Here is a 25,965-nt window from a genome sequence, read left to right on the forward strand (position 1 = left end):
ATTCCTCCTTTTCCTCAGCCTCTCATCACTTATCCGCCCTTACATGGATGCGTCGGAAGGTTTCAAAACAGGTCCCATCTGCCTGCAACGCCCTCTCCAGCATAGCCCTGACAACCTCATCGCGAAACTTTTCCTTTGCTCCCTCGGGAAGAACCTTGATAAAAGGCACGATGCTGGGCTGGTCTATCCTCCTGATCATCTCATCCGCATCGGAGAAAAATCTGTCTCTGTTGACCTCAGTAATACCATAGGAAGAAAAGCCGGAGGCGACCACTGTCTTTGCATACTCCTCCCTGGACGGCATATACCAGGGCCACTCAAACTCTTTAAAATACTGCCTGTACTCTTCGCTTTCCATTTCTTTGCGGATGACAGCAAAGAAGTTGGAACAGTTTCCGTCCCCTGCAAAATCCCACAGGAGGCGGCCGCCATCCTTTAATGCCCTGAATGAGTTTTTAAGGAGTCTGCCGTGATCCTTGACCCAGTGGAGCGCCGCATTGGAAAAAATGACATCAAACTCGTTCTGAAAATCCATGTCGTTTATATCCATCTGCACAAACGTCAGGTTCGGCTTTGACCGGCTTTGCGCCTCGGCGATCATTCCCGCAGACGCGTCTATTCCCACAACTTTTCCATCCGGCACCAGCTCTGACAGCTGCTCTGTCAGCACGCCGTCTCCGCAGCCCAGATCCAGTATTTTCTCATCGCCCCGCAAAGATAATTCTCCAATCAGGCTGCTGCCCCACTCCTTCTGGTGTCTGGACGCTTTTTTGTATTTTTCTCCGTCAAATTCAAATGTACGACTCATAATACTGCAATCACCTCCGACTCAAAATACTGTTCCTGAAATTCCACCCGGGCTTCTATCTCCTCCGCCGAAAATGTCTGTCCCTCCGGCGCTGCCACCCATTTATCCTCCACATCGTCACGGCGGTGGATGATGGCAATGACTCTGCCTGTAAATTCATTTACAGGGACATCCACGCCCAGGATATAGACGTCCTGTTCCTCTCCATCAGCAGCCATAACCCCTTTCACATATCCATAGTTGACAGGATAGCAGATATCCGGATGCTTCGGATGACAGCTCCCCAGAGGTCTGTCCACCGTCACTTTCACGATTTTTCCCAGCATGCTCCTCTCCCTCGATATTCGTTTCTATTTATCCGATGCATTATATATGTAGCAGATCGCCATACGGCGAACCCCCATCCAGAACAGTCCCATACGTGTCCACCCATGCAGGAATGTATCCGCATCTTGACGCCACCATCTGGGAACCTATATTGGTCACCGAAGCCGAATAAAAGGGAACCATATCCCGCTTCAGGAGCTCACGGGTCAGCTTTGCCACCAGGTATGTCCCCATTCCGGAATTTCTGTATTCCGGCAGGACATCCACTCCCACTTCCCACAGGCCCTCCGGTGACACTGGCGCCGCCCCGGACACACCGATAATTTTATCGTGATCTCTTGCAATGTATGCAGCCCTCGTGGGTGTATACCCCCTGTCATCAAAAGCCAGAGAATTGTCAAATCCCTGCAGGCCCTTCAGCGAAAAAATTTCGTCTCCGTAAAGGAAGGTACTGTCAAAGGCTGCCGGCGCCAGCACTTCGCCTCTGTCATTCCGGTCCGGCACATAGTGGATCGTCTGTCCGTAAACCAGCGGCAGCTCAAAAATCTCATCTCTGCTTTTGTTCTCCACCAGGGTCCTTACCCGTCCGGCCAGATCCTTTGACGTGCAGACAACCACCGTGTCTCTGTACGCCATGATCTTAATACAGGGCCGGTTAGCCGTCCCATGGACGGTATAGACGACGCCGCCCGCATGCAGCCTGGATGGGCTGCACCAGTATTCCCTGGCCAGGTATTCCTCCACTTTATTTGTTATTATCTCTCTCAAAGTTTACCGCTCTCCCGTTTTAATAAAATGGATCAGCTCTTCCACATCTTCAAAGTCATCGTAATCCCCGAATACGCCTTCCCGGTGGTATACAACCCCGTTTTTTTCATTTCTCTCAAGGCAGTCCAGCAATTCTTCCACGCCGTATCGCCTGATGAACAGTGTAAACCCATAGGGCTTGATTTTCCCGAGCAGCCCCTTTTTGCAGTCCCGGTCACACTCAGAGCAGTGAGAAATGCCTTTCTCCAGAGTACATTTCCTATTCTCACACCAGTCCTTATCCGGACATTCTCCAGAATTGCAGCCATGACAGCTTGTATTCTCCCCGCAGAGACAGCAGGCAAGACCGCATCTTGCTATTCCCAGTTCCCGTTTCATATCCAGTTTCTCCTTTTATCTCTTATTATCTCTCCCTGTGAGCAGTGATAATGGTGTAGCTGTGTGCGTTTACAGTTATGATACAATGGTCTGCCTGCACATACCAGTTTTTTCCTCTTCGAGTGATAAGGGCATCGTCAGAGCTGATCTTTTCTGTACACCAGTCCACTACACAGTTAGTCTTTATCGTTCTGTCAACCTGATAATCCTTGGACGGTGATACCTCTGTACGGCCACAAAGGTCAGGCAGCATAAAGCCGCAAACACAGAGGCTCCCAGACAGACCGTGGCAGCTCCCTGGTTTGTCAGCTTCCGTTCTATTCAATCTCAAATAGGAACTTCTCATAGTCCTTCACATAGTATCTGATGTTCTTCCTTCCTCTCTCGATGATGGTGTGCCCCTCTGCTTCCAGCTTCTCTTTCTGGGCTTCAACGCCTCCGGGATATTTCGCGTTCAGTTCCCCCTTTGCCTTCAGGGTCCGCCAGTAAGGCGTCTTGTCTTCACGGCGCTGATGGCTGGCCCAGGCCGCGATAGATACGAAGATCCCGGCTGTGATGGGGTCTGTAAAATCAGCGTTGTTCTTTTTTGCCAGGTATTCCCTGACGGCGCCGACCGTGATCACTTTCCCGAAAGGAACCTTTTTCATAATCTCGTCATAGGTGACCGGCGGAGCAAAATACATCCTCTCCCCGCCGTATTTCTTTATAGTGGCCTCATCCGTGACTATCTGTATTTTGGGCATATCCGTTTCCCTGTGCAGCATTGCGTTAAAATCCTTTTTCTCCTCATTTGCCATGTCCCCCACCTCTTTTTTTCAAAACATCTCCGTGTCTCAGTCTTTGCATACCGGATTAATTTCCTTCCCTCAGATCGATCCAGTATCTCTTCATAACATGTTCCCCCTGCATGATTTCGTTCTCCAGAACGCCGCCATTTTTTAGGATTGATTTTGCCGAGCCTGTATTTTCTTTATCGCATACCATCAACACTTTCCTTATCCCCAGCTTCTTACATTCTTCTAAAGCCAGACTGATCATCTTAGTGGCATACCCTTTTCTTCTTTCGCCAGGTCTTATGCCATCACCGATATGACCGCCATATTGCAGCAGATACTCGTTAAGCTCGTGACGGATATTGACTGCGCCCACCATGATATTTCTTTCATCATCCAGGCAGAAAAAAGTGGAATCCGGAACCAGTCCGCCATGCGGCTCTGCATATTCCAGATGACTCAAATAATAATCAAAATCATGGTAATCATTTTTAAAGATAGCAGCTGGAGATTTATTAGCCTCAGGATGAGCATTATTATAAGCTATCCACTCTTTCAGCATCTCGATCATCTGATCTCGATATTTATAACTTCCCTTCACCAGTCTTAACGCCATGCCTCCCACCTCCTGCCCTCATTATATAAAAGCACACCCTCTCATGCAATGAGACGGTCTTAAGATTTCTTTAATTTTATCCTTGCCCTATTGTCAGGCCGCTTTATGTCAGGTATAATGTAAACCACTTGGCGGAAAATTCTTTTTCCCCTGTGTCATTTCAAAATGACATTCTTTAATGGAAGTGTAGCATTTGAAAATGTATTCGACCAAAACAGAAGAATATCCCCAGGCTGACAGGCAGTACAAGGACCGGCTTTTCCGCTTTATTTTCCAGCGGCCCGCTGACCTTCTGGACCTGTACAACGCCGTCAACGGAACGGACTACTCAGACCCCGGCGCCCTGGAGATCAACACGCTGGGAAACGTCCTGTATCTGTCCATGAAGAACGACCTTTCCTTCCTCGTCAGCGGCACCTTAAGCCTGTACGAGCACCAGAGCACCTACAACCCGAACATGCCCCTGCGGGGACTTTTGTATCTGGCAAGGCTGTACGAAAAGCACGTGGTAAAAAATGGCATCAACATCTACAGCAGCGCAGTCAAGAGACTCCCCTTTCCCCAGCACATCGTGTTCTACAACGGGACAAGGGAGGAGCCTGACAGGATGGTGCTCCGGCTCAGCGATCTCTTTGAGGCAGACCCGGAGGGCAGGCGGCCCGCCCTGGAGTGCGAGACCGTGATGCTGAACATCAACTACGGGCACAACAGGGCTCTGATGGAGAAGTGCCGCCGTCTGAAGGAGTACGCCATCTTCGTGGACACAGTCCGGGAGAACCTGAAACGGCCACTCCCCCTCAGGGAGGCAGTTTCAGAGGCAGTGGATACGTGCATTGAAAACAATGTGCTGAGGGATATTCTGCTGGAGCAAAAATCGGAGGTGATCCAGATGGTTCTGGAGACATTTGATCAGGAGAAATATGAGAAGGCCATGCACCAGGAGGGGTACGAGGACGGCTACCAGGATGGTAGGACAGATCTGCTCCGGGAGCTGGTCCAGAAGAAGCTGGCAAAGGGCAAATCTGTTGAGGCCATTGCCAGGGAGCTGGAGGTGGACCCGGAGACAGTGCAGGAGCTGGCAAAGCAGACATAAGATATGACTTGAGGGCAGGAATTTCCTGCCCTCCTCATTACAAGTATGATTTATCTTTCCACCACAATGGTCAGCATGACCAGATCTTCCTTCCCGGTGTTGACAATGCTGTGCGCGGAGCCCTTCCTGCAGATATGACAGACGCCGGGAGCAAGCAGCTCCTCATTTCCGTCACAGACAGCTTTCCCTGTCCCGGAGAGGATATAGTTTATATCATCGCTTGTGGGATGAGGATGCATGCCTATGGAGCCGCCCGCGTGAATACGGCAGGGAATGATCTTTCCCCCCTGATCCATAAACATCCTGGCGGACATCTCGCCTGTGCCGCCGTTCATCCCGGGCACCCGGATTTCCTCTATCGCGTTAAAGTCAATCAGCATACTGCTTCCTCCTTCCAGGCCGGACCTTCTTCTTATCCATCCTGTCTTTTTTCAGTTCAGCCACAGCCCCGTAGTGCCGGATCTCGAAATTCTCAGGGGCAATCTTCTCAAGGAGCTTCCTGTGCTCTTCCTCCCACAGGGCAATCTCCGCCTCTGTCAGTGAAGCGCCAACTCCCCGGCAGGCCCGCATCCTCCCATGCCAGCTCTCACGGGTAAAAGAAACCTGCAGGGGAAATTCTTCGTGATACACAAGCTCAAACTTCTCTTTGTAGACATCCGGTATCCTGATGGGCCGCATGGTCTCTTTGGCACCGCTCCAGTTTGGGCTGTATTTCAGGACCAGCCTTTCGCTCTCCCCGGCAATCCGGTCCTCAAAGGGCAGCCAGGCCATGTAAAGGATCAGGATCCGTCCGCCAGGCTCCAGCAGACGGCAGAGCTCCGGCATAAGCTTCCCGTGGTCAAAATACCAGAAACACTGGCAGGCCGTGACCACGTCAAAGGACCGATCCGGGAAATCCAGCTCCTCTGCCGATGCAGCAAGATAGCGGATGTCCATATCCTCTGATAAGAGCCGGGCCTGCCGGATCTGCTCTTCGGAAATGTCCACCCCTGTCCACCTTGCCCCATATGCATACAGATTTCTCGGGAGCACTCCTGTCCCGGTTCCCAGGTCCAGCACCCGCTGGCCGTCCCTGCACAGTCCCCGGTCCAGGATCCTCCGATAAAATTCCGGTGGATAGATGTCCCTGTATTTTGCGTAATCTTCAGACGTTCTGCCCCAGTCAAAGGGCTTTCCCCCGTCTATCCTCCTGTCAGCTATCTCCATTTTCTCCGCCCCTTATTTTCCTGGCTCCTGTTGTCCCTCCTATTTGCCCTCTGCTCTCTCGTCGTACTCTGTCAGATATTTCTTCACATAGTCCACATCAGAGGGGCAGTCCAGATAGTCGCTGCCGTACTTCTGCCTTGTCTCGGCACCCTTTCCGGTAATGAGGAAGAGCGTCTTCCCCTGAGAGCTCTCGATAGCGGCCTTTATGGCCTCGCCCCGGTCCTCGATCATCTCATAGGGACAGTTTTGGGCCTTTACGTACTGGGCTATATCAGCAGATATGTCAGCCACCGGCTCATATCCCGGATCCTCCGCCACAAGGTAAACCTTCTTTGCGTACTGGCCTGCCACAGTTCCCAGATCCCGGCGGCGGATCAGGGCCTTCCCTCCCGGGCAGCCGAAGATGGAGATAATATCGTAATCCGGGTATTCCTCCTTCATGGAGGAGAACAGCTTCTCAAAGCTCAGCTTGTTGTGGGCGTAGTCCACGATGGCAATCTTCGTCTTATCCTTGCTTGCATAGAGCTCCATGCGGCCGCTGGACCTGGCCCTCTTGAGGCCGGAGTGGATATACTCCCTGGGGATCCCCAGCTTTGTGGCCGCCGCTATAACGCCCAGGGCGTTTTCCACATTGAAAAGCCCGGGCATGGTAAGGACAAACTCCTCGTCAAAGTCAGCGCATTTCACAAAAAACAGCGTCTCGTGTCCGTCCTTGCGGATGTTGTAGGCGTAAAAATCCGCCTCCGGCTTCTTTGTACTGAAGGTATAAAACTCTTTCGCGTCCTTTGCGTATGTCAGTATACGGTCGATGTAATCCGCGTCCAGGTTGACAAAAGCCCGGTCTGCCTTGGCAAACATACGCATCTTGGATGTGAAATAGTCCTCAAAGTCCTTGTGCTCAATGGGACTGATGTGGTCTTCCGAGATATTGAGGAAAATGGCCGCGTCAAACCGCATATCGTCCACCCGGTGATATTTCAGCGCCTGGGAGGAGACCTCCATCTGAGCGTACTCAATACCGCAGTCCAGGGCGTTGCGAAGGTGCTGCTGCAGCTCCACTGCCTCCGGCGTTGTGATGTGGGACTCCACCCGGCTCTTGCCATCGTAGATATCAATGGAAGAAATGACGGCGCTCTCCTTCTTCCCCTGGGCCGCCATGTAGTCGTCCACCACTGCTTTCATATAGTAGGCGGAGGTGGATTTTCCCTTCGTCCCCCCGATACCTGTCACCACCAGGTCCTCCCAGGGACGGTTGTAGAAGAAATTGGCCAGAACGGACATAGCCTCCCTGATATCCTTCACAAGAATACAGGGCACCTGCCGCTCCAGGTCAAAGGCCTTCTCGCTGATATAGCAGACTGCTCCCCTCTCCAGGGCCTCCCGCAGATAGGCCAGCTTGAAGGCCGCCCCCTTGCAGATAAACAGGGTGTCTGCTCCGGCCTCCTTTGAGTTGTAGGTGAGTGTGCGGATCACATGGTCCTGCGCTCCCTCCACGTCTGCCTCCAGGAGCATACCCCTTGTTTCAAGCAGCTCCACATAGTCCTTTACGGTATAATACTGCATCTTTCCCATTTTTAACAATCTCCCTCAATGATTTTCTTATGTATGACTGGTTTCTACTGATACTCCGCCCCTGAGCGCAGGATGGCCTCCCGCACCAGCACGTCCATGGCGTCCAGACACATGGTAGGTATCTCGTGCTTTCCCTTAAATACAGACAGCTCCGTGCAGGCCAGGATCACCGCGTCGCAGTTTTTTCTCATGAACTCACTCATGACCCGGTCAAATTTAGCTCTGTCTCCCCGCTTTCCGCTCTTGATGTCATCGTAAATGAGAGACATCACGTCCTTCTGCCTCTCCGGCGAGGGCTTCACCGGCGTCACCCCCAGCTTTCTGCACTCCTTGTGATAGATCCGGGAGCCGATGGTCCCGTCTGTCCCCATAATACCGATCCGCTTCACATCCGGCAGCTCCCTCACCGCATACGCCACGCTCTCATGGATCATGTTGATGATAGGGATGGACACAGCCTTCTGGATCTGGTCATAGTAATAGTGGGACGTATTGCAGGTGATGGCAATGTTGGCCGCTCCCAGCTTTTCCAGTGTCCTCGCATCCTCCTGCAGCATGCGGATCAGTCTCTGGCTTTCTCCGCTCTTGATAGCCTCCGTGCGGTCCGGTATGTCGGCGTGGCTCAAGATCACCATGTTCAGATGATCCTGGTCCTTCTGCGCCTTTGTGTGGGTGATGACATTCTCGTAGAAATAGCTGGTGGCCTCCGGTCCCATGCCCCCGATCACGCCGAGTATCTTTTTTCCTTTTCCTTCTTCCATTGGCTCTCCTCTACTTATCCCTGCCAGTCTACTGGTAATATTTATTGAAATAGCCGTACTGCTTCCAGTGGGTCTTCAGCATCCGCAGAAAACGCATGGGCTTTAAATCTCCCCGCATGAAGACAGGGTTGACCATTTTGCCTTCTTTCACAAGCTTCTTCATCTTCGCCACCATGGCAGGATCCTTCACATGCTTGTAGGCAACGCCCTTTGGTACCGTCATCCAGAGGTGCTCCTCGGTGGCCTCCTCGTAGGGCAGCTCCCGGTTATAAATGTAGTCCTCCACGAAATATTTCGCCACATTAAAGCCTGAGCCTGTCACGTAGTAGTTGCTGCGCCCCTGCCTCGTGTTGATCTCAAAGAAGCGGTAGGTGCCGTCTCTTCTGTCGTACTTGATATCAAAGTTGGAAAATCCCACATAGTGGAGATCCTCCAGAAGGTTTTTCACCCTTCCCATGAGCTCTCTGTTTGGCTCTGTGATGATGACCGCGTGATTGCCCAGGCCGTGAGGGGTGTGTTCCTCCAGGAGCACATGTCCCAGGCACATCATCTTCACCTTCCCGTTCTGGTCTGAGTAGGATGTGAGGACCCGCATGTACTCGTCATTTCCCGGTATCATGTCCTGGATAATGAGGTCATCGTCGTATCCCGCATCGTAAATCTGGGTGATGATCTCCTCCAGCTCTTTCCTGCTTCCCGGCTTGTAGATCTTGTTCTGGGTCGGGAAGGGATGCTCCCAGTAGGCAATGCTGTTGGAGGGCTTGAGGATCACCGGATACGGGAAATCACAGGCAAAGTCAAGCCCCATCTCCTTCTTGTACACAATCGTCTTCGGATAGTCCACACCGTGCTTCTCACAGAGCTGGTAAAACCGCTCCTTCTGCTGCAGGCTGTCCATCAGATCAAAGTCAATGTAAGGGGCAATGACATTGTCCGGGAGCTCCTTTTTATGCCGGCTTGCCAGCGCCACATAGCTGTCCCCGCAGCCGATAAGCAGGATCTTCTTATCGCTGTGTTCTCCGGCGAAACGGCTGATCCTCTCCAGAAAATAGTCGTCTGTATCGATCTTCGGATTTCCCTCATAGACTGTGATCTGGCTGTTGAAGCTGGGTCCTGTCTGATACTTTCCAAAGACGTATGATTTCACCTGGTACTGCTCGTAAAAAGCCCGCGCCACGCTGTAGGTATTGATATCCCCGCCAAGGAGGACGGGAAGGAATGTTCTCTCTTTAAATTCCATGCTTTCTGACCTTCTCTCCGTACAGATTTATACCAGCATATTATAACGCAGGAACACCCTGGCTTGTCAAGTAATGGGCCCCTTTTATATGCCCTTTTATGCCCCTTTTGACATCCGTCTCCATGGATCCTGTTTACAGCTCCTCCAGCTCTTCCTTGAATCCCTCTCCCACTACCTCGTTTGACTCCATAATGATGGTGAAGGATTTGGGATCCACCTGTCTGGCCAGCCTCTTGATGGTGTACATTTCCTTGTTGTTGCTGGCGCACATGACAATGTCCTTCTCCTGACCCGTGTAGCTGCCGGTTCCCTTGATGATGGTAGATCCTCTGTCCAGATATTCGTCGATCTTGCCGGAAACCTCCCTGCCCTTGTCTGTGACGATCAGGGTCATCTTTCCCTCGTCGATGCCGTACATGATCCGGTCCATGACCGTGGCCATGAGGTAGGTCACGATAAGTCCGTAAATAAAGCCGTCCACATCCTTGAACACGAGCACGCTTCCCAGCAGGATGGTCAGCATATCCAGCACAAAGGTGATCACGCCCAGCGTCATGTGGGGCTTTACTTTCTTGATGGACATGCTGATGAAATCCTGCCCCCCTGTGGAAGAGCCCCTCATGAAAATCAGGGCGTAGCCCAGCCCTGTCAGCACTCCCATGCACAGAGCCGCCAGAAGTCTGTCCCCGTCGTATACCGGGAGAAGGGGCGACACATAGTCCATCAGGATAGAGGAGATAATTGTCGTCTTGACGGATTTCAGGAAGAATGTCCTGCCCAGAAATTTGTAGCAGAAGACCGCTACCGGCACATTCAGCAGGATGGTTCCCGCCCCCACCGGAATTCCCAGCAGATGATACAGGATAATAGCCATCCCGGAAAATCCCGCCACCGGGAAGTTCGCGTTGAGGGCAAAGTTATAAATTCCAATGGCAATGACCATACCCGCGAAGATATCCACCAGTATGTCTATGCCCGTCTCTTTCCAGTTAATGCTTTTCATTTATTCTGCCTTCCTTTCATACACACTATGTCACAACAAAAAAGCAGCTGCAAACTATAAAAATATAATTCGCTGCTGCTCTTTTACTTATTCATTATATCGGTCTGCCGCAGGTCTGTCAATCACCTGTGTCATCACAGTCCGCGTTCCAGCTCCTCTTTTCTCCCCAGCACGTCTCTCCACTGCTGCTCACTTAAAAGCTCTGGCCTGTCCATCTCATCCAGTACCCGAAGGTCCATGGGAAGCTGATCCCATGCCTCCCGGGCCGCCTCCTTTAAGGTGGAAGTAAATTCCGTCGTCTGGGACAGGATATTTTCATAGGAAGAAAATGCGTGATCGTGGTCAAAAAGCGGGCAATACCTGGTCAGCTTTCCCGTGGCATTGTCCATGAGAAAGCCCCAGTTCTGCTCATGCCGGTCATTATTATTGAGAAGATAGTCTGCAATCTGCATCCCTATATAAAATTCATTGTTAAATTCAAATGCTTCCCTGAAAGCGTTCATACCATTATTTTCACAGTAGATCCGGAACTCTTCAAATGTCACAAGGGACACATCCTCCGATGTAAAGATCCGGGAGTTGACCACCGCTTCCCCCACTCCCCTGATCCACTGTTTTCTCTCCTCCGTCAGATAGGAGTCTGTCTCCTCCTCAGTAGAGAGCTGATAGTGGATATGGGGAATATCCAGGGCCGTCAAAATCTGGTCTGCGGGGATCTCATATTTTCCCACCTTGTGGAGATAGAGTGTTCCGTCTCTCCGTATCCGCCTTTTTGAGAAAGCTGCCCCGCACCACCGCGTCCTCCCCAAATCTCTGGCGGATCTGATCCAGGGCCCGGGACAGCTTCTCCTGCTTCAGGGCGTTTGCGGAGCTCCTCTCCGGCTTCCCGGCCTCTGCCATCTCGTCTCCCCGCACGCCTCCTGCCCTTCCGGGGGTTTTCTGTCCGGGATCCTTCTTTCCAGGTCCGTTGTTAGCCATCCTTCGTCCCGTCTGCGCCGGCGCCTGGGGCAGGTCAAAGATGCTCATCTGCCAGGGCTCGTCTTCTCTCACCAGCTTGGAGGTGCGGATGCCAAGGAGGCGGATGGGGCGTCCGTCCCACAGCTCGTCAAAGAGCTCCATAGCCGCCTGATAGATCACGGTATCGCTCGCCGTCTCCCCGAAGAGCTGCTTCTGATGGGAGCTTGTCTCAAAGGTTGCGTACTTGATCTCCACGCTGACCATGCCCGCCTTCTGCCCGGCCTTCCTGAGCCTTCCTCCTACGCTTTCCGCCAGCTTAAGGAGGATCTTTGCGGCCTCCCCCCGCTCTGTCACATCCGCAGGCAGGGTGGTGGAGTTGCCGATGCCCTTTGCCTCTGTCTTCCAGGTAACCACAGGGGAGTCATCGATGCCATTGGCATAATTCCACAGCATCCTGCCGTGGCTTTTCAGATGCAGCTCCAGTATCTTCGGGTCCGCCTGGGCCAGCTCCCCAATGGTGCGGATGCCCAGCTTCTTCAGGGTCTCCACGCTGGAGCCGCCGGCCATATACAGCTCCCGGACAGGGAGGGGCCACATCTTCACCTTAATTTCTTCTGGAAAAAGGGTGTGGACCCTGTCCGGCTTTTCAAAATCTGAGGCCATCTTGGCCAGCAGCTTGTTGGTGGAGATGCCTATATTGACTGTAAACCCGAATTTCTCCCGCACCCTGTCCTTGATCTCAAAGGCTGCGGACACGCAGGAGTGATACCTGTGGGCGATGCCGGTAAAGTCCAGGTAGCACTCGTCCACGCTGACCTGCTCGATATCCGGCGTGTAGGTGTGCAGAAAGTCCATGAGCCTTCTGCTGTACTCGTGGTACAGGGCATGGTTGGGCGGCTCCATGTGGATATCCGGACATTTCCGCAGAGCATTTGCCACCGGCTCCCCGGTGTGTATCCCATACTTTTTTGCCGGGATGGATTTGGCCAGCACGACGCCGTGTCTGGATTTCCGGTCCCCGCCTATGATGGCGGGAATAGTCCTGATGTCAAGCTTAGCGCCGCTTTTCAGCTGCTCCACAGCGGTCCAGCTCAGATACGCTGAATTGACGTCTATGTGAAATATGATGCGGGACATGGGCTCTCCTCCTCTCCTGGAAGCTTGGGATTTCTTATTTCATTATTGTATCCGGCCCGCCGGAAATGTCAACAAGGTTAATCAAATCACAAAAAAGGGAGACGCCCCTGTGAAACGTCTCCCTTTACTGTTGCTTCTTACTGTTGCTTCCTGCTGTCGCTTCTGCAATGCCTGGCGGATCAATCCGTGGCAGTCAGTCCTTCCTTCACCCTGGCTGTCAGCTTTCCGTTCTCGTCGTCTATGAGGATCGTGTCGCCGCTTCCCACATTGCCCTCCAGCATCAGCCTTGCGGCAGTGGTCTCCACATTCTTCTGGAGATATCTCTTCAGCGGCCTTGCACCGTACATGGGCTCGTAGCCGCCCTCCACGATGCGGGCCTTAGCGGCCTCGGTCAGCTCAATGCTGACCTCCTTCTCCTTCAGACGGCGGTTCACATCTGACACAAGCAGGTCAATGATGTGGTAAATGTTGTCTCTGGTCAGAGGCTTGAACATGATGATCTCGTCCAGACGGTTCAGGAACTCCGGGCGGAAATGAGCCCGCAGGTCCTCTGTCACTGCCTTCTGGCTGGCCTCGCTGATATTGCCATTCTCGTCAATCCCCTCCAGCAGGTAGGATGATCCGATATTGGAGGTCATAATGAGGATGGTATTCTTGAAGTCCACCGTCCGCCCCTGGGAGTCCGTGATACGGCCGTCATCCAGCACCTGGAGGAGCACGTTAAAGACATCCGGGTGAGCCTTCTCCACCTCGTCAAAGAGGACTACGGAGTAGGGCTTTCTCCGAACCGCCTCGGTCAGCTGTCCGCCCTCATCGTACCCCACGTATCCCGGAGGCGCTCCGATGAGCCTGGACACAGAGTATTTCTCCATGTACTCACTCATATCGATGCGGACCATATTGTTCTCATCGTCAAACAGACTCTGGGCCAGTGCCTTTGCCAGCTCCGTCTTGCCCACGCCTGTGGGGCCAAGGAAGAGGAAGGAGCCGATGGGTCTGGTGGGATCCTTGATGCCCGCCTTGGACCGGATGATAGCCTCGGTCACAAGCTCCACGGCCTCGTCCTGGCCTACAACTCTCTTGTGGAGCTCGTCTGCCAGATGCAGCGTCTTGCTCCTCTCGCTCTCGTTCAGCTTGGCCACCGGGATACCCGTCCACTTGGAGACAATCTTGGCGATCTCGTCCTCCGTCACACTCTCGTGCACAAGAGAGAGATCCTCGTCCTTCACCTTCGCCTCCTCGGCCTCCAGCGTCTTCTGAAGCTCAGGCAGCTTACCGTACTGCAGCTCTGCCGCCTTCTCCAGGTCATAGGACTGCTGCGCCTTCTGGATATCGCCCCGGATCTGCTCGATCTGCTCGCGGAGCTTCTGTACCCGCTCCACGCTTACCTTCTCGTTGTCCCACTGAGCCTTTCTGGTGGCGAACTCGCTCCTCATCTCTGCCAGCTCCTGCTGCAGATGCTCCAGGCGCTCCTGGCTGAGGCGGTCGTCCTCCTTCTTGAGGGCTGCCTCCTCGATCTCAAGCTGCATCACCTTCCGGCGAAGCTCATCCAGCTCTGCCGGCATGGAGTCAAGCTCTGTCTTGATCATGGCGCAGGCCTCATCCACCAGGTCAATGGCCTTGTCCGGCAGGAACCGGTCAGAGATATATCTGTGTGAGAGGGTGGCCGCCGCCACAAGGGCGCCGTCTGTGATCTTCACGCCGTGGAAGACCTCATACCTCTCCTTCAATCCACGGAGGATAGAGATAGCATCCTCCACTGTGGGCTCATCCACCATAACCGGCTGGAAACGTCTCTCCAGAGCCGCATCCTTCTCTATATACTGTCTGTACTCATCCAGCGTAGTCGCTCCGATGCAGTGGAGCTCGCCCCGCGCCAGCATGGGCTTTAACATGTTGCCGGCGTCCATGGCGCCGTCTGTCTTTCCCGCTCCCACGATGGTGTGGAGCTCATCGATAAAGAGGATGATCTTGCCGTCGCTGTTCTTGACTTCCTCCAGAACAGCCTTCAGACGCTCCTCAAACTCGCCTCTGTATTTTGCGCCGGCCACCAGAGCTCCCATGTCCAGGGAGAAGATAGTCTTGTCCTTCAGCGTCTCCGGCACATCTCCGCTGACGATCCTCTGGGCCAGGCCCTCCACGACGGCTGTCTTGCCGACGCCGGGCTCACCGATGAGGACCGGATTATTCTTCGTCTTACGGGACAGGATCCGGACCACGTTGCGGATCTCATTGTCACGCCCAATGACCGGATCCAGCTTCTGCTCTCTGGCTCTGTCCACCAGGTCTGTGCCGTACTTGTTCAGTGTATCGTAGGTAGCCTCCGGGTTGTCGCTTGTCACCTTCTGGTTTCCTCTCACTGTGGAGAGTGCCTGCAGAAAGCCTTCCCTGGAAATGCCAAGCTCCCGGAAGAGCTGTTTCATCTCTCTGCTTGGATGCTTCAGAAGAGCCAGGAACAGATGCTCCACAGAGACATACTCATCTCCCATCTGCTTCATCTCATCCTCAGCGCTTATGAGCGCCTTGTTGAGGTACTGCCCCACATAGGGCTGGCCGCCCTGCACCTTGGGGCGCTTTGCTATGGCCTGCTCCACCCGGTCAATGACCAGATTTTTATCCAGGCCCATTTTTTCCATCATCTTTAGGATCAGGCTGTCATCCTGGGTCAGCAGAGCGTAGAGAAGATGCTCCTGCTCGATCTCCTGGTTGCCATACTCCATTGCTGTCTTTTCGCAGTCCTGGACTGCCTGTAGGGATTTCTGTGTAAATTTATTTATATTCATAAAGGTCCCTCCTTGCCTTTCACTGAAAAGGTGCCCTCTCAGGCACCTGGTTTTCCTGTTCTATTAGAACTATAACACTTTTTGTTAGCACTGTCAACACTCGAGTGCTATTTTCTGAATTTTTTCAACCTTCCACTTAGCAAATCAGGATTTAAACACCAAATCCATTTGTTAATCCGATAAAAACTAAAATCATCCCTGCTATTCGTATTCCCTTTTTCACTTTGTCTTGTTCTAAATCTGTTATATTTATAGGATATACAGGGTTAATGAAAAAAAGAAAACCTGTAAAAGCCCACGCAAGATTATAGTACATATCCTTAGTGAACCATAAAGAACTTATAAATCCCATAATAATTAAAATCATAGAAACGATTATTTGCGTCCGGAAATTTATTCTCATTTTCGACACCTCCAGACATTAGGAATTGTACTTATTGATCATTTTTTAAATGTGTAGTTGACAAAAGTAAAAATGAAATACCTAATAATAAAAATGTTATTGCCGAGGCAGTATTCTTATCCATAAAATTCATTATTGCCACTATAAAGAAACATATTGAAGCAAACAAAAAACATATAAACCTGATTTTCTCTTTTTCCATAATTTTTTAACCTCTTTAACTTCCACGTTCTCAATCTATTTACCCTATTATAACACCCTGAATATTCCCCTGTCATTCTGTTTCTCGCTCATACGGTAAAGCCATAGAAAAAGGGAGCGGAACATCCTCTGTCCGCTCCCTTTCAAATAATTTTTCCCTCATGCCCTGGAGACCGTCCACATCTCCTTGATCTGGTCGGAGATGTCGCTGTAGTTCCAGGTCTTCTCTGTGTTGCTGATGCTGAAGGGGTCGTTGACCGTCACCTGGCCGTTCTCATAGCTGGTGAGCACGATGAAATGTCCCCCGTCCGTGAAATCTCCCGGCAGCATGCTGCAGATCACCGGGTTACCTGCCTGCAGCTGGGCGGCGAGGGTGCCCTCGTCCATCATTCCCTCCCGGCAGTTCAGCCCCCACTGGCGGGCCGCGCTGTCAAGGAAGGCCCAGTAGGTATTGTTCTCCTCGTCGATGAAGCCGTTCTCCTCACTGTACCTCGCAAGCCGGTAGGGAGTGGCCGTCGTGTCCCCGGTGAGTCCTACAATGACCATGGACATGCAGGTCGGGCCGCATCCGCTGGAGGCGATGGTGCTGGTGCCGTAGGAGCTGTAGCCCCACCGCTCGTCCCACTGGAGATAGTGGGGAATGGTTCCGGTCCCTGTGGAGGCCTCCACCGTCTCCGGCACAGGCTTGTCCTTGTTCTCAGCATAGTCCCGCACAAAATCCAGGGTCTCCTCGTTCTGGTCGATAAGGCCGATGATCTCCTCCGGGCAGCCCTCCTCTCTGGCCTGCTCCTTGACCTCGGCGATCTCCCGGGCCTTCTCCTCCTCGGGCGTCAGCTGCTCCTCCTTTCGGGTCTTCTCCTCCTGGCGCTCTTCCTCCCTCTGCTGCGCCGCCTCCCGGGCCTTCTCCTGGGTGGCATGGTGCATGGCAAAGCCCCCCGCAATGCCCACCGCCAAAATCAGGACAGCTGTCCCCAGTATCAGTCTCTGTGTTTTTCTTCTTTCCCTCTGTTCCTTTATCCCTTTGCTGCCATCTGCAGACCTTTGCTTTTTGTCTCTTCTGCTATGTATCATGTCTGTCTTCCTCTTCTGCTATGGTTATTTTCTTCTGGACAAAGCCGCCAGCAGAGCGCCTGCGGCAATGCATACATCCCCCAGATTAAAGGTCAGTCTGGAAAGTCTCTTCCATCTGCTCTTAACGGCAAGATAGTCCACTACCTTTCCCCGCACAACGCGGTCGTAAAGATTGCTGAGGGCTCCCCCTGTGAGGAGCATCATCCCTGTCTTCTCCGCTGTGTGTCCCTTTTTCCTCATGAGAAATACATCCCGCACAAGAAGGACAGCTCCCAGCCAGGCTGAGAGCTTTGTCACAAACTGCGGAGATTTTTCCAGCAAATTAAAGGCAGCGCCCCGGTTGTAGACTCTGCGCAGGACCAGGCGGCCGCCGGCCAGCTCCCGGTCCTCTCCATCGGTCACATTGTCCAGGACATACTGCTTGATCCCAAGATCCAGCGCCGCAGACGCGGCCGCAATGGTACAAAATATCATCTACATTTCCTCTTTAATGCGCACGATCTGCTCCTCGTACTTTTCGATCTGCTCATCTCTCTTTTCAATGGCCTCGCAGAGGGCGATCATATCCATATCCTGTATCTCATTTTTCGTGAATTTCTCATAGATGGATTTTCCAATATCCACGAAATCCCGCTGGTTTCCTCTCTTCAAAAAGCGGATCTCGCTTTTTAATTTCTGTACTTCTATGGTGTCTCCTGCTTTCCTGCTCAGGTCGCTCGCCGCATCTGCCACTTTTTTGCCGAATTCATCAAAAAAATCTGCCATATCTCATCTCTCCTTTGCCTCAGATCTGTCTTAACCGGTCCAATGTTCTGTACAGATCCAGAGTCCCGTATCCCCACTCTCTGTTGGGATAGTCCTCCCCTGGTCTCTGACGCGCCCCCAGGATCAGAAGATTTTTCAGCTGAAGGGTGTCCGCCCCTCTGCTGCCTGTGTAGTACAGGATCCACTCCATCAGGAGCGCCGCAGCTCCGGCCGTGATGGCCGCCGCCCCGCTGGAGCCGGACCGGACAGTAAACCTGCCGCCCGGCAGCGCTCCCTTCACGTCCACTCCGGGGGCTGCCAGATCCGGTTTTATCTTGTCAGTTCTAGTATATCCTCTGCCGGAATGAATATCAATACTATTCTCCCGTCCATTGTAGAAGGCCGCCGTGATAGCAGACCGCACCGCTGCCGGAGACGTCAGGGTGACATCCGGATTGGACCGCAGGAAGTAGACCTCCCCGTCCAGGAACTCCTGCACCGGGAGCCACATGTGGAAGGCGCCTCCCGCCAGCTGCACCGGCTCCACCAAAATCTTCCAAATCCCGGGAGCCGGCGCGCCAAACCGCATAAAAATGAGCTGGGAATCGTTCCGCTCCACAAGAAGGCGGTAGTCCACGGTCACGAGAGTCCCCTCAAAGACAAACCGGAACTGGGAGCTGCCTCCCTGGATGATGGGAATTCTCTCCCGCACCTCCCCGGAGGGTGATACAAGAGACACGGTGAGGATATTGGGGATATCTGTCCACAGCTCCGTGACAAATCCCCGCACATTCTCCCCCACCCGGATCTCCACCTCCTCCCGGTCCTCCCCGCTCTCCAGGGCGCCGTAAAAGTGATGTCTCTGTGAGGCCTCATTGCCGGTTCCCACCACCACGCCCTTATTGAGGCTGTTAGAATAGTATTCCAGCATCACAGCCAGTGGAGTGGTGCCGTTGTGTCCGCCCAGGGAGCTGCCAAGGGCAACGCACAGGATCAGCGGCAGTCCCTTCCTCTCCGCCAGGTCCACCAGGTACTGGATGCCCAGCATAATATCATTTTCCTGGTAGCAGGCCGCATTTTCCGCTATATAGTAGAAATCCCGCAGATACTGCTTTGCCTCCTTCAGCTTGACGGCGGCGATGACAGCCTCGGGGGCCGCTCCCAGGAACTGGTTCTCCTCGTCCGCGCTCCCCGCCGCCAGGCTGGCCACGTAGGTGCCGTGCCCGCTCTCGTCCCGGCTGGGCACAACGGAAAAAGGATCCTCCGCCGCCAGCGCCCGGTCGATCTCCTCCCTCGTGTACTCGCTGCCGTACAGGAAACCGTCGGGCATCGGGCCGTCCTGCAGGGTCTGATCCCAGATTGCCTCGATCCGCGTTCTGCCATCCAGCCCCCGGAACACAGGGTGGGTATAGTCAATACCGGTATCTACGAATCCGATCATCACATTTTCCCCCATCAGCTCCAGGGTGGGATAGCTCTGCACCGGGGTGATGCCCGCCTGCCCCATGGCCTCCATGTCCAGAAGGGTGTAGCACCTGGGAATAGAGCTGTAGGTAAAGCTGCCGAAATTCAGGGGCTCTGCCAGCACCTGCTCCACATAGACCACATCGTATCCGGCCCGGGTCCCCTGACGGCAGAGCTGCTCCTCAGGCACTGTAAACCCGATCCTGCTGCCCCCGGACTGAATAATAAAATCCCTGTACTCCTCCGACAGGATCCTCTGACGGCAGAGCTGTCTTTCCGCCATATAGAAAACACCTCATATACTTTTTGTATTCAGTATATGAGGTGAAAATCACTCTATGACGGTTTTAGCCCTCCAGTCGCATGGGCTCCTGTCCCCGCAGGGTGATGACGGGCCCTCCGGTGCCCTCTATGTAGCTCTCGGTGATAGTCACCTGTCCGATGCTGTCATCCTTGGGGATCTCGTACATGATATCCAGCATAAAGTCCTCGATAATGGCCCGCAGAGCCCTGGCTCCCGTATCCTTCTTCATGGCCTTTCTGGCGATGGCCCGGAGCGCTCCCTCGTCAAAATCAAGCTTCACTTCATCCAGGGCCAGCAGCTTCTGGTACTGCTTGAGGATGGCGTTCTTTGGCTCCTTCAGTATCTTGACCAGCATATCCTCATCCAGCCCCTGAAGGGTACAGATGATGGGGAGACGTCCCAGGAACTCAGGGATCATTCCAAAGGTCCGCAGATCCTCGGTGGACACCTTTGACAGAAGCTCCTTGTCATTGTCGTATTTGTCCTTCAGGTCCGCGTTAAAGCCGATGGAGGACTGCTTGGTCAGTCTCTCCTTGATGATGCCCTCCAGATCCGGGAAGGCGCCGCCGCAGATAAAGAGGATGTTCCTCGTGTTGACTGTAGTCAGGGGCACCATGGCGTTCTTGCTGTTGGCGCCCACCGGCACCTCCACCTCGCTGCCCTCCAGGAGCTTGAGCATTCCCTGCTGCACGGACTCGCCGCTCACGTCTCTCTGGTTCGTGTTTTTCTTTTTGGCGATCTTGTCGATCTCATCGATAAAGATGATGCCCTGCTCTGCCTTCTCCACATCGTTGTCCGCGGCCGCCAGAAGCTTTGACACAACGCTCTCAATGTCGTCCCCAATGTAGCCCGCCTCGGTGAGGGAGGTGGCGTCCGTGATGGCCAGAGGCACATCCAGAAGCCGGGCCAGTGTCTTCACCATGTAGGTCTTTCCTGATCCCGTAGGTCCGATCATGAGAATGTTGGACTTCTCAATCTCTATGTCGTCCATGGTGTCTGTGGCCACCCTCTTGTAGTGGTTGTAGACCGCCACGGAGATTACCTTTTTCGCATACTCCTGTCCCACCACATACTCATCCAGCCTGGCCTTGATCTTGTGGGGCGCGGGAATGTGGTTGATGTCTATGAGGGGCTTCTTCTCCTCCCCCTCCTTTTTCTTCTTCACCTTCTGCTGGCGCGGAGCCGCGTTCTCCAGGTCTGACATGTTGAAGATCTGAACGCCCGGAATGTTCATCAGCTTGCTGTAATCGATCTGCCCGCTTGTCATGGCGTCAAAGCTCTTCTGCATGCAGTCCGGGCAGACAGAGATGTTGTTGGGCAGGTCGATGAGCTTTCCCGTCACGCTCTCGGGCCTGTGGCAGATAAAGCAGAACTTCTCGTACCCGTCGTCCTTCTTGTCCTCCACATGTACGTCCCTGTCTTCTACCTTCTCTATTTCGTTTTCATTTCTGTTGTTATCGTTCTCTGACATGTTACATCCTTTCTATATACAGTGCCGGATCCAATATCCGGGCATCATCCCCTATTCCAGCATCTGCAGGAACTCCTCCTCCGTCAGGATGGGCACGCCCAGCTCCTTTGCCTTCCTGTTCTTGGAAGATGTGGAAGCAGCGTCGTTGTTGATGAGATAGCTGGTCTTTGAGGTGACAGAGCCTGTGACCTTGCCGCCTTTGCTCTCGATGAGTCTCTTCAGCTCGCTTCGGTTCGCAAAGTGCTCCACGCTCCCGGTGATGACAAAGGTGGTGCCCTCCAGGGTCCTGCCTCCCTCGTCCACCGTCTCCTGTTCAATGTGCACCTCTCCTAAGAGCTCCCTGTACACCTGCCGGTGGGTCTCGTCCTCAAAGTAATCCACATAGGCCTTTGCAATGACGCCGCCCACGCCGGGCACTGCACTGAGCTCCTCCTCGGTGAGATCCGGAAGGGCCTCCGCAGAGGCCTTTGTCTCCTGGCAGATCACCCTGGCGTTAGCCACCCCGATGCCCGGGATGCCCAGGCTGTAGAGCAGCCGGGGAAGAGTGGTCCCTCTGGCCCTCTCCACGCTCTCCATCAGATTCTGGTAGGATTTCTCCCCAAAGCCCTCCATCTCCTGGATTTCCTCCCGGTGGCGGTCCAGGTGAAAGAGATCATCGTAGGTCTGGATAAATCCCCTGCCGATAAATTTTTCAAGGGTGGCCTCAGAGAGCCCTTCTATATTCATGGCGTCCCTGCTCACAAAAAGGGCGTAGGCCTTGATCTGCTTTGCCTGGCAGCGGGGATTGGTGCAGTAGAGCATCTTCGCGCTGCCCTCCTGCCGGATCTCGGTTTCGCCTCCGCACACCGGACAGGCCCTGGGGATGTCTCTCACGCCGCTGCAGGTGAGATTTCTTGCAATCTGGGGAATGATCATATTTGCCTTGTATACTTCGATCCTGTCTCCGACGCCCAGCTTTAGCTCCTCCATAATACTGATGTTGTGGACGCTGGCGCGGCTCACTGTAGTTCCCTCCAGCTCCACCGGATCGAAGATGGCCACCGGATTGATAAGGCCGGTCCTTGAGGGGCTCCACTCGATCCCCTGCAGAGTCGTCTCCCGGGTCTCGTCCGCCCACTTGAAGGCGTAGGAGTCTCTCGGGAATTTTGCTGTCCTCCCCAGGGACTCGCCGTACCTTATATCATCATATATTAGCACAAGACCATCTGAGGGAAAATCATTTTGCGCTATTTTTTCTGAAAATTTAATAACTTCGGCTTCAATATCTGCCGGCGCCACCACATAGTGCTCCACCACCTCAAAGCCCTGATCCTTCAGCCAGTCCAGCTGATAAGCCCTGGAGTTGCGGAAGTCCACTCCCTCCGCCTGGACGAGGGAAAAGGCGTAGAATCGCACGTTCCTCCTGGCCGTGACCTCGCTGTTCAGCTGGCGCACAGAGCCGCTGCACAGGTTCCGGGGATTTTTATACCTGGCGTCCGCGTCCGGGATCTCCTCGTTGATCCGCTCAAAATCCTTATAGCCGATGACAGCCTCTCCCCTCAGGATGAGCTCTCCCTGGTAGGGAATTCGAAGGGGAACATTCTTGAACACCCGGGCATTTCCGGTGATCACTTCCCCCACCTCCCCGTTTCCCCGGGTTACGGCTTTGGTGAGCTCCCCGCCCTGGTAGGTGAGGACAATGGTGAGGCCGTCCATCTTCCAGGACATGACCACGTTCTGGTCTCCGGCAAAGGCCCGCAGCTCCTCCACATCCTTTGTCTTGTCCAGGGAGAGCATAGGACTTTCGTGTCTCTCCTTTGGCAGCTCGCTGACCACCTCGTACCCTACGTGGATGGTGGGGCTGCCGGCCAGAGTGACCTGAAGCTCCTTCTCCAGCTGCGTCAGCTCGTCGTAGAGGGCGTCGTACTCGTAGTTGCTCATGATCTCCCGGGACTCCTGGTAATAGGCTCTCCCGGCCCGGTTCAGAAGCTCCACCAGCTCCTCCATCCTCTGCCTCTTCTTCGCTGTGTCCGTTTTTTTATTTCCTGTCTCGTTTTTATTTCCTGTCTCGCTCATGCTTTGCTTCTCCTGTCTGCTTTTTTGCCGGGCATCCTGCCAGAGCCCTGAGCGTCTCCAGCTCCTCCCCCGTCACCTTGCGGTATTCGCCAGGCCTTAGATCTCCCAGCCTGACATTCATGATCCGCACTCTCTTCAGCGTCCGCACCCGGCAGCCGCAGGCCTGGCACATCCTCCGGATCTGCCGGTTCAGCCCCTGGGTGAGGATGATGCGGAAGGTGTGTTTCCCCTCCCTGCGGACCTTGCAGGGCCTTGTCACCGCATTAAGCCCCTTCTCCTCGTCCACGATGTGGACTCCGGCGCTCATCCTCTCTATGAAATCGTCCGTGACCTCCCGATCCACGGTGACTTTGTACTCCTTCTCATGGAGGTTCCTGCCCCGCATGATCCGGTTGATCAGATCCCCGTCGTTGGTCATGAGAAGGAGCCCCTCCGAGTCCTTGTCCAGGCGCCCCGCATAGGTGACCCGGACAGGATATTTGAGGAAGCGGACAATGTTATTCTTCGTCCTTTTGTCCTCGGTACAGACAATGCCCACCGGCTTGTAGACAGCCAGGACGACCTTCTCGTCCTTCCCGCCGATAACCCGATCCCCCACCTGCACCTTCTGGCCTTCTCTCACCTTCATTCCCTGTGTGGCCCGGACACCGTCCACCAGCACCCTGCCTGCCTCGATGAGGCGGTCCGCCTCCCTGCGGGAGCAGACCCCTGCCTCGCTTATATATTTATTCAGACGGATCTCTTCCATTCGTCCTCCTGCCTTCCTGTCACTTTTGCGCAATCATTATACCATGGCCGCACAGCGGCCACGGGCCTCCGGCAGATGCGCAGCGGATTTCTGCGGTTCCGCAGAAACCGCTCTATGCGCAGGTATATTAACCACGATGTGGTCATTATACCATGCTTTCCCTTCCCTTGGAACACCCGGAAATCAAAATCAGTGTTTGTCAAACAAGGAAAAATATACTAAAATATCTATAATGCAATTCACACTCAGAAAGGATTTTTTCTATGATCATCTTAACTCTGGACACGAAAAAATGTATGTCCTCCCTGCTTCTCTCAGAAGCCTTCGACCAGTTCTCCTTCATCGAGGGCGAGATCACGACCTTTGGAAAATTCACCATGGACGGCTACCTGCAGAAGGATTTCTTCGAGGAGCCACCGCGGCAGACCTACGCCCTCTGGAGGGATCTCCGGCCCTACTGCTTCTCCCTCATAAAGGGAAAGCGCACGCCTCTTGGCTTCCGGTTCATCTTCTCCCTGTCCGGCGAGGACATTCTTGCCCTCCTTGAAGAGCATAGTCTGGACTTCACGCCCCAGGAGATACAGGGGCTCTTCCTGAACTTCCGCTTTGACGGCACGCGCCTTACCTGCACCACGGGAGTGTCTGTCTCCAAATTCACGCTGGACAAATCCCTGGAGCAGACCTGGGACAAATGGGCACAGACCTTCTTCGCAGGCCTTCACATCCCCTTTGAGTCTGAGCTCTGAAAAGGGCTCCAAAAAAGGACTGCGCTCTCATCCGCGCAGCCCTTATGTATCATTTTCCAGTCCTGTTTTTTGCAGTCACATGCAGTCCCGATTTCTTCTGTACTCTTTCCTAGCCCTTCAGCCTCTCTGTGAAATCAGCCATTGCCTCCGAGATCTTGATCTGCTGGGGACAGACTGCCTCACAGCTCCTGCATCCGATGCAGGCGGAAGGTCTCTTGTCCTCCGGCAGAGTGGCCACCACCATGGGTGCGATAAATCCGCCTCCTGTGAAGCAGTGTTCGTTGTAGAGCTCCAGGATCCTGGGAATATCAAGGCCCTGCGGGCAGTGGCTCACGCAGTAGTGGCAGGCCGTGCAGGGGAGAACGATCTTCTTCACCATGTCGTCCGCAATGCCAAGAAGAGTGTCCATCTCCTCCTTGTTCAGAGGCTTATCCTCCTCAAAGGTGGCGATATTTTCTATCATCTGCTGCTCGTTTGACATGCCGGAGAGGGTCACCTTCACCTCGGGCATAGTCTGCAGGAACCGGAACGCCCATGCCGGGATGCTCTCCTCCGGGCGGAGCGCTTTCAGCTTCTCTGTCGCCTCATCGTCCAGCTTCGCCAGAGATCCGCCCCGCAGCGGCTCCATCACCCACACAGGAATGTCATACTCCTTCAGCAGCTCCATTTTCCCTTTCGCATCCTGGAAGGTCCAGTCCAGGTAGTTGAGCTGGATCTGGCAGAACTCCATATCCTTGCCGTACTTTTTCAGGAACCGCTTCATCACGTCATAGTTCCCGTGAGCGGAAAATCCCAGATGGCGGATGCGTCCGTTTTTCTTCTGCTCCATGAGATATTTGTGGATGCCGTGGGACTCGTCCAGGTAGGCGTCAATGTTCATCTCGCACACGTTGTGGAAGAGATAGAAGTCAAAATATTCTGTCTGGCACTTTTTCAGCTGCTCCTCAAAAATCTCCTCCACCTTGTCCATGTTGGAAAGATCGTAGCCCGGGAATTTATCTGCCAGGTAAAAGCTCTCTCTCGGGTATTTTGAGAGGACACGCCCCATCACCAGCTCGGATGTGCCGTTATGATAGCCCCAGGCGGTGTCGTAGTAGTTCACGCCGTGATCCATGGCGTACCGCACCATCTCCGCTGTAGCCGCCTCGTCCACCTTCGCGTCATCGCCGTCAATGACAGGCAGTCTCATACAGCCCATCCCTAAGGCGGACAGCTTTAAGTCTTTGTAATCTCTGTAAATCATCCTTGTTCACTCTCCTTCTCTTCATTTCAGTCATTCTACATAAAAGTATCAGGGAACTATATTTTATTATAATTCCCTGATACAAAAACCGCA

Annotated in this window: 27 protein-coding genes; 2 read left to right on the forward strand and 25 right to left on the reverse strand. The window is 53.6% G+C overall.

Translation table 11 applies throughout. The features are described from left to right. Positions 1-25: 25 nt before the first annotated feature. From H7U36_RS08825 to H7U36_RS08855, 7 genes are read right to left on the reverse strand one after another with little or no spacing between them, the layout of a single operon-like run. Positions 26-808, reverse strand: coding sequence for a class I SAM-dependent methyltransferase (locus tag H7U36_RS08825; protein WP_138303115.1), 783 nt, complete (start codon positions 806-808; stop codon positions 26-28). Then, positions 805-1,134 carry an inorganic diphosphatase gene (locus tag H7U36_RS08830; protein WP_033126385.1) on the reverse strand — a complete coding sequence of 110 codons (330 nt, stop codon included), beginning with the start codon at positions 1,132-1,134 and terminating at the stop codon, positions 805-807. The genes H7U36_RS08825 and H7U36_RS08830 overlap by 4 nt, the downstream gene beginning before the upstream one ends. Positions 1,135-1,174: 40 nt before the next feature. Next, a complete protein-coding gene (locus H7U36_RS08835) occupies positions 1,175-1,903 on the reverse strand; it encodes a GNAT family N-acetyltransferase (protein ID WP_138303116.1) in 729 nt (242 codons plus the stop codon). 3 nt (positions 1,904-1,906) lie between these two features. Continuing rightward, entirely contained in the window at positions 1,907-2,281 is a 375-nt protein-coding gene (locus H7U36_RS08840; RefSeq protein ID WP_138303117.1) for a DUF3795 domain-containing protein, read from the reverse strand. 25 nt (positions 2,282-2,306) lie between these two features. Then, on the reverse strand, positions 2,307-2,627 hold the full coding sequence (locus tag H7U36_RS15585) for a DUF3781 domain-containing protein (RefSeq protein ID WP_330637073.1): 321 nt from the start codon (positions 2,625-2,627) through the stop codon (positions 2,307-2,309). Then, positions 2,599-3,078 (reverse strand): MGMT family protein, encoded by a 480-nt coding sequence (locus tag H7U36_RS08850; protein WP_138303118.1) that lies wholly within the window; start codon positions 3,076-3,078, stop codon positions 2,599-2,601. Before H7U36_RS08850 ends, H7U36_RS15585 begins: the two co-directional genes overlap by 29 nt. 55 nt (positions 3,079-3,133) lie before the next feature. After that, entirely contained in the window at positions 3,134-3,670 is a 537-nt protein-coding gene (locus H7U36_RS08855) for a GNAT family N-acetyltransferase (protein WP_138303119.1), read from the reverse strand. 199 nt (positions 3,671-3,869) lie between these two features. Between H7U36_RS08855 and H7U36_RS08860 the strand changes: the two genes are divergently transcribed. Continuing rightward, positions 3,870-4,763: an RpnC/YadD family protein gene (locus H7U36_RS08860; RefSeq protein WP_243127172.1), complete on the forward strand. Its 894-nt coding sequence runs from the start codon at positions 3,870-3,872 to the stop codon at positions 4,761-4,763. Positions 4,764-4,813: 50 nt separating this feature from the next. Here H7U36_RS08860 and H7U36_RS08865 read toward each other — a convergent pair whose 3' ends face one another. From H7U36_RS08865 to H7U36_RS08945, 17 genes are all read right to left on the reverse strand, one after another. Further along, positions 4,814-5,143: a cupin domain-containing protein gene (locus H7U36_RS08865; protein ID WP_138303120.1), complete on the reverse strand. Its 330-nt coding sequence runs from the start codon at positions 5,141-5,143 to the stop codon at positions 4,814-4,816. Next, a complete protein-coding gene (locus H7U36_RS08870; protein WP_205156030.1) occupies positions 5,133-5,969 on the reverse strand; it encodes a class I SAM-dependent methyltransferase in 837 nt (278 codons plus the stop codon). Before H7U36_RS08870 ends, H7U36_RS08865 begins: the two co-directional genes overlap by 11 nt. Positions 5,970-6,008: 39 nt before the next feature. Continuing rightward, positions 6,009-7,541, reverse strand: a complete 1,533-nt coding sequence (locus H7U36_RS08875; RefSeq protein WP_243127164.1) for a Mur ligase family protein — start codon at positions 7,539-7,541, stop codon at positions 6,009-6,011. 44 nt (positions 7,542-7,585) lie between these two features. Then, positions 7,586-8,302 carry a cysteate racemase gene (gene cuyB / locus H7U36_RS08880; protein WP_033126391.1) on the reverse strand — a complete coding sequence of 239 codons (717 nt, stop codon included), beginning with the start codon at positions 8,300-8,302 and terminating at the stop codon, positions 7,586-7,588. 28 nt (positions 8,303-8,330) lie between these two features. Then, a complete protein-coding gene (locus H7U36_RS08885; RefSeq protein WP_205156031.1) occupies positions 8,331-9,542 on the reverse strand; it encodes a carboxylate--amine ligase in 1,212 nt (403 codons plus the stop codon). A 133-nt stretch (positions 9,543-9,675) separates the two neighbouring features. Further along, entirely contained in the window at positions 9,676-10,545 is an 870-nt protein-coding gene (locus H7U36_RS08890; protein WP_033126393.1) for a YitT family protein, read from the reverse strand. A 134-nt stretch (positions 10,546-10,679) separates the two neighbouring features. Continuing rightward, positions 10,680-11,276, reverse strand: a complete 597-nt coding sequence (locus tag H7U36_RS08895) for a HipA domain-containing protein (RefSeq protein ID WP_205156032.1) — start codon at positions 11,274-11,276, stop codon at positions 10,680-10,682. Then, a complete protein-coding gene (locus tag H7U36_RS08900; protein ID WP_205156033.1) occupies positions 11,263-12,639 on the reverse strand; it encodes a DNA polymerase Y family protein in 1,377 nt (458 codons plus the stop codon). The genes H7U36_RS08895 and H7U36_RS08900 overlap by 14 nt, the downstream gene beginning before the upstream one ends. A gap of 179 nt (positions 12,640-12,818) precedes the next feature. Continuing rightward, positions 12,819-15,422, reverse strand: coding sequence for an ATP-dependent chaperone ClpB (clpB, locus tag H7U36_RS08905; protein ID WP_205156034.1), 2,604 nt, complete (start codon positions 15,420-15,422; stop codon positions 12,819-12,821). Positions 15,423-15,573: 151 nt separating this feature from the next. Next, on the reverse strand, positions 15,574-15,789 hold the full coding sequence (locus H7U36_RS08910; protein ID WP_243426734.1) for a hypothetical protein: 216 nt from the start codon (positions 15,787-15,789) through the stop codon (positions 15,574-15,576). Positions 15,790-16,185: 396 nt separating this feature from the next. Continuing rightward, entirely contained in the window at positions 16,186-17,097 is a 912-nt protein-coding gene (locus H7U36_RS08915; RefSeq protein WP_205156035.1) for a C39 family peptidase, read from the reverse strand. A gap of 24 nt (positions 17,098-17,121) precedes the next feature. Next, the gene (locus H7U36_RS08920) at positions 17,122-17,571 is read right to left on the reverse strand and encodes a signal peptidase II (RefSeq protein ID WP_205156036.1); all 450 of its coding nucleotides are present in this window, start codon (positions 17,569-17,571) and stop codon (positions 17,122-17,124) included. Then, positions 17,572-17,862, reverse strand: a complete 291-nt coding sequence (locus tag H7U36_RS08925; RefSeq protein WP_033126399.1) for a hypothetical protein — start codon at positions 17,860-17,862, stop codon at positions 17,572-17,574. Between the two features lie 19 nt (positions 17,863-17,881). After that, positions 17,882-19,588 (reverse strand): S8 family peptidase, encoded by a 1,707-nt coding sequence (locus H7U36_RS08930; RefSeq protein WP_205156037.1) that lies wholly within the window; start codon positions 19,586-19,588, stop codon positions 17,882-17,884. A gap of 64 nt (positions 19,589-19,652) precedes the next feature. After that, on the reverse strand, positions 19,653-21,080 hold the full coding sequence (gene clpX / locus H7U36_RS08935) for an ATP-dependent Clp protease ATP-binding subunit ClpX (RefSeq protein WP_205156038.1): 1,428 nt from the start codon (positions 21,078-21,080) through the stop codon (positions 19,653-19,655). Between the two features lie 51 nt (positions 21,081-21,131). Next, the gene (ligA, locus tag H7U36_RS08940) at positions 21,132-23,066 is read right to left on the reverse strand and encodes an NAD-dependent DNA ligase LigA (RefSeq protein WP_205156051.1); all 1,935 of its coding nucleotides are present in this window, start codon (positions 23,064-23,066) and stop codon (positions 21,132-21,134) included. 49 nt (positions 23,067-23,115) lie between these two features. Then, the gene (locus tag H7U36_RS08945) at positions 23,116-23,883 is read right to left on the reverse strand and encodes a pseudouridine synthase (protein WP_205156039.1); all 768 of its coding nucleotides are present in this window, start codon (positions 23,881-23,883) and stop codon (positions 23,116-23,118) included. Between the two features lie 263 nt (positions 23,884-24,146). Here H7U36_RS08945 and H7U36_RS08950 point away from each other — a divergent pair, with 263 nt between their 5' ends. Continuing rightward, on the forward strand, positions 24,147-24,629 hold the full coding sequence (locus H7U36_RS08950) for a DUF5721 family protein (RefSeq protein WP_033126403.1): 483 nt from the start codon (positions 24,147-24,149) through the stop codon (positions 24,627-24,629). Positions 24,630-24,738: 109 nt separating this feature from the next. Here H7U36_RS08950 and H7U36_RS08955 read toward each other — a convergent pair whose 3' ends face one another. Further along, on the reverse strand, positions 24,739-25,872 hold the full coding sequence (locus H7U36_RS08955) for an aldo/keto reductase (RefSeq protein ID WP_205156040.1): 1,134 nt from the start codon (positions 25,870-25,872) through the stop codon (positions 24,739-24,741). Positions 25,873-25,965: the final 93 nt, after the last annotated feature.

The organism is Faecalicatena fissicatena, from assembly GCF_016900595.1.
Classification (GTDB): Bacteria; Bacillota; Clostridia; order Lachnospirales; family Lachnospiraceae; genus Claveliimonas; species Claveliimonas intestinigallinarum.

Bases quoted from the DNA above. Each gene is read 5' to 3' on its own strand.
- H7U36_RS08875 (WP_243127164.1), bottom strand. From the start codon at position 7,541: ATGGGAAAGATGCAGTATTATACCGTAAAGGACTATGTGGAGCTGCTT.
- H7U36_RS08910 (WP_243426734.1), bottom strand. From the start codon at position 15,789: ATGATTTTAATTATTATGGGATTTATAAGTTCTTTATGGTTCACTAAG.
- H7U36_RS08860 (WP_243127172.1), top strand. From the start codon at position 3,870: ATGTATTCGACCAAAACAGAAGAATATCCCCAGGCTGACAGGCAGTAC.
- H7U36_RS08865 (WP_138303120.1), bottom strand. From the start codon at position 5,143: ATGCTGATTGACTTTAACGCGATAGAGGAAATCCGGGTGCCCGGGATG.
- H7U36_RS08900 (WP_205156033.1), bottom strand. From the start codon at position 12,639: ATGTCCCGCATCATATTTCACATAGACGTCAATTCAGCGTATCTGAGC.
- H7U36_RS08925 (WP_033126399.1), bottom strand. From the start codon at position 17,862: ATGGCAGATTTTTTTGATGAATTCGGCAAAAAAGTGGCAGATGCGGCG.
- clpB (WP_205156034.1), bottom strand. From the start codon at position 15,422: ATGAATATAAATAAATTTACACAGAAATCCCTACAGGCAGTCCAGGAC.
- H7U36_RS08855 (WP_138303119.1), bottom strand. From the start codon at position 3,670: ATGGCGTTAAGACTGGTGAAGGGAAGTTATAAATATCGAGATCAGATG.
- H7U36_RS08840 (WP_138303117.1), bottom strand. From the start codon at position 2,281: ATGAAACGGGAACTGGGAATAGCAAGATGCGGTCTTGCCTGCTGTCTC.
- H7U36_RS08830 (WP_033126385.1), bottom strand. From the start codon at position 1,134: ATGCTGGGAAAAATCGTGAAAGTGACGGTGGACAGACCTCTGGGGAGC.
- clpX (WP_205156038.1), bottom strand. From the start codon at position 21,080: ATGTCAGAGAACGATAACAACAGAAATGAAAACGAAATAGAGAAGGTA.
- H7U36_RS08930 (WP_205156037.1), bottom strand. From the start codon at position 19,588: ATGGCGGAAAGACAGCTCTGCCGTCAGAGGATCCTGTCGGAGGAGTAC.
- H7U36_RS08825 (WP_138303115.1), bottom strand. From the start codon at position 808: ATGAGTCGTACATTTGAATTTGACGGAGAAAAATACAAAAAAGCGTCC.
- H7U36_RS08955 (WP_205156040.1), bottom strand. From the start codon at position 25,872: ATGATTTACAGAGATTACAAAGACTTAAAGCTGTCCGCCTTAGGGATG.
- H7U36_RS15585 (WP_330637073.1), bottom strand. From the start codon at position 2,627: ATGAGAAGTTCCTATTTGAGATTGAATAGAACGGAAGCTGACAAACCA.
- H7U36_RS08850 (WP_138303118.1), bottom strand. From the start codon at position 3,078: ATGGCAAATGAGGAGAAAAAGGATTTTAACGCAATGCTGCACAGGGAA.
- H7U36_RS08870 (WP_205156030.1), bottom strand. From the start codon at position 5,969: ATGGAGATAGCTGACAGGAGGATAGACGGGGGAAAGCCCTTTGACTGG.
- H7U36_RS08945 (WP_205156039.1), bottom strand. From the start codon at position 23,883: ATGGAAGAGATCCGTCTGAATAAATATATAAGCGAGGCAGGGGTCTGC.
- ligA (WP_205156051.1), bottom strand. From the start codon at position 23,066: ATGGAGGAGCTGGTGGAGCTTCTGAACCGGGCCGGGAGAGCCTATTAC.
- H7U36_RS08950 (WP_033126403.1), top strand. From the start codon at position 24,147: ATGATCATCTTAACTCTGGACACGAAAAAATGTATGTCCTCCCTGCTT.
- H7U36_RS08890 (WP_033126393.1), bottom strand. From the start codon at position 10,545: ATGAAAAGCATTAACTGGAAAGAGACGGGCATAGACATACTGGTGGAT.
- cuyB (WP_033126391.1), bottom strand. From the start codon at position 8,302: ATGGAAGAAGGAAAAGGAAAAAAGATACTCGGCGTGATCGGGGGCATG.
- H7U36_RS08920 (WP_205156036.1), bottom strand. From the start codon at position 17,571: ATGATATTTTGTACCATTGCGGCCGCGTCTGCGGCGCTGGATCTTGGG.
- H7U36_RS08885 (WP_205156031.1), bottom strand. From the start codon at position 9,542: ATGGAATTTAAAGAGAGAACATTCCTTCCCGTCCTCCTTGGCGGGGAT.
- H7U36_RS08915 (WP_205156035.1), bottom strand. From the start codon at position 17,097: ATGATACATAGCAGAAGAGACAAAAAGCAAAGGTCTGCAGATGGCAGC.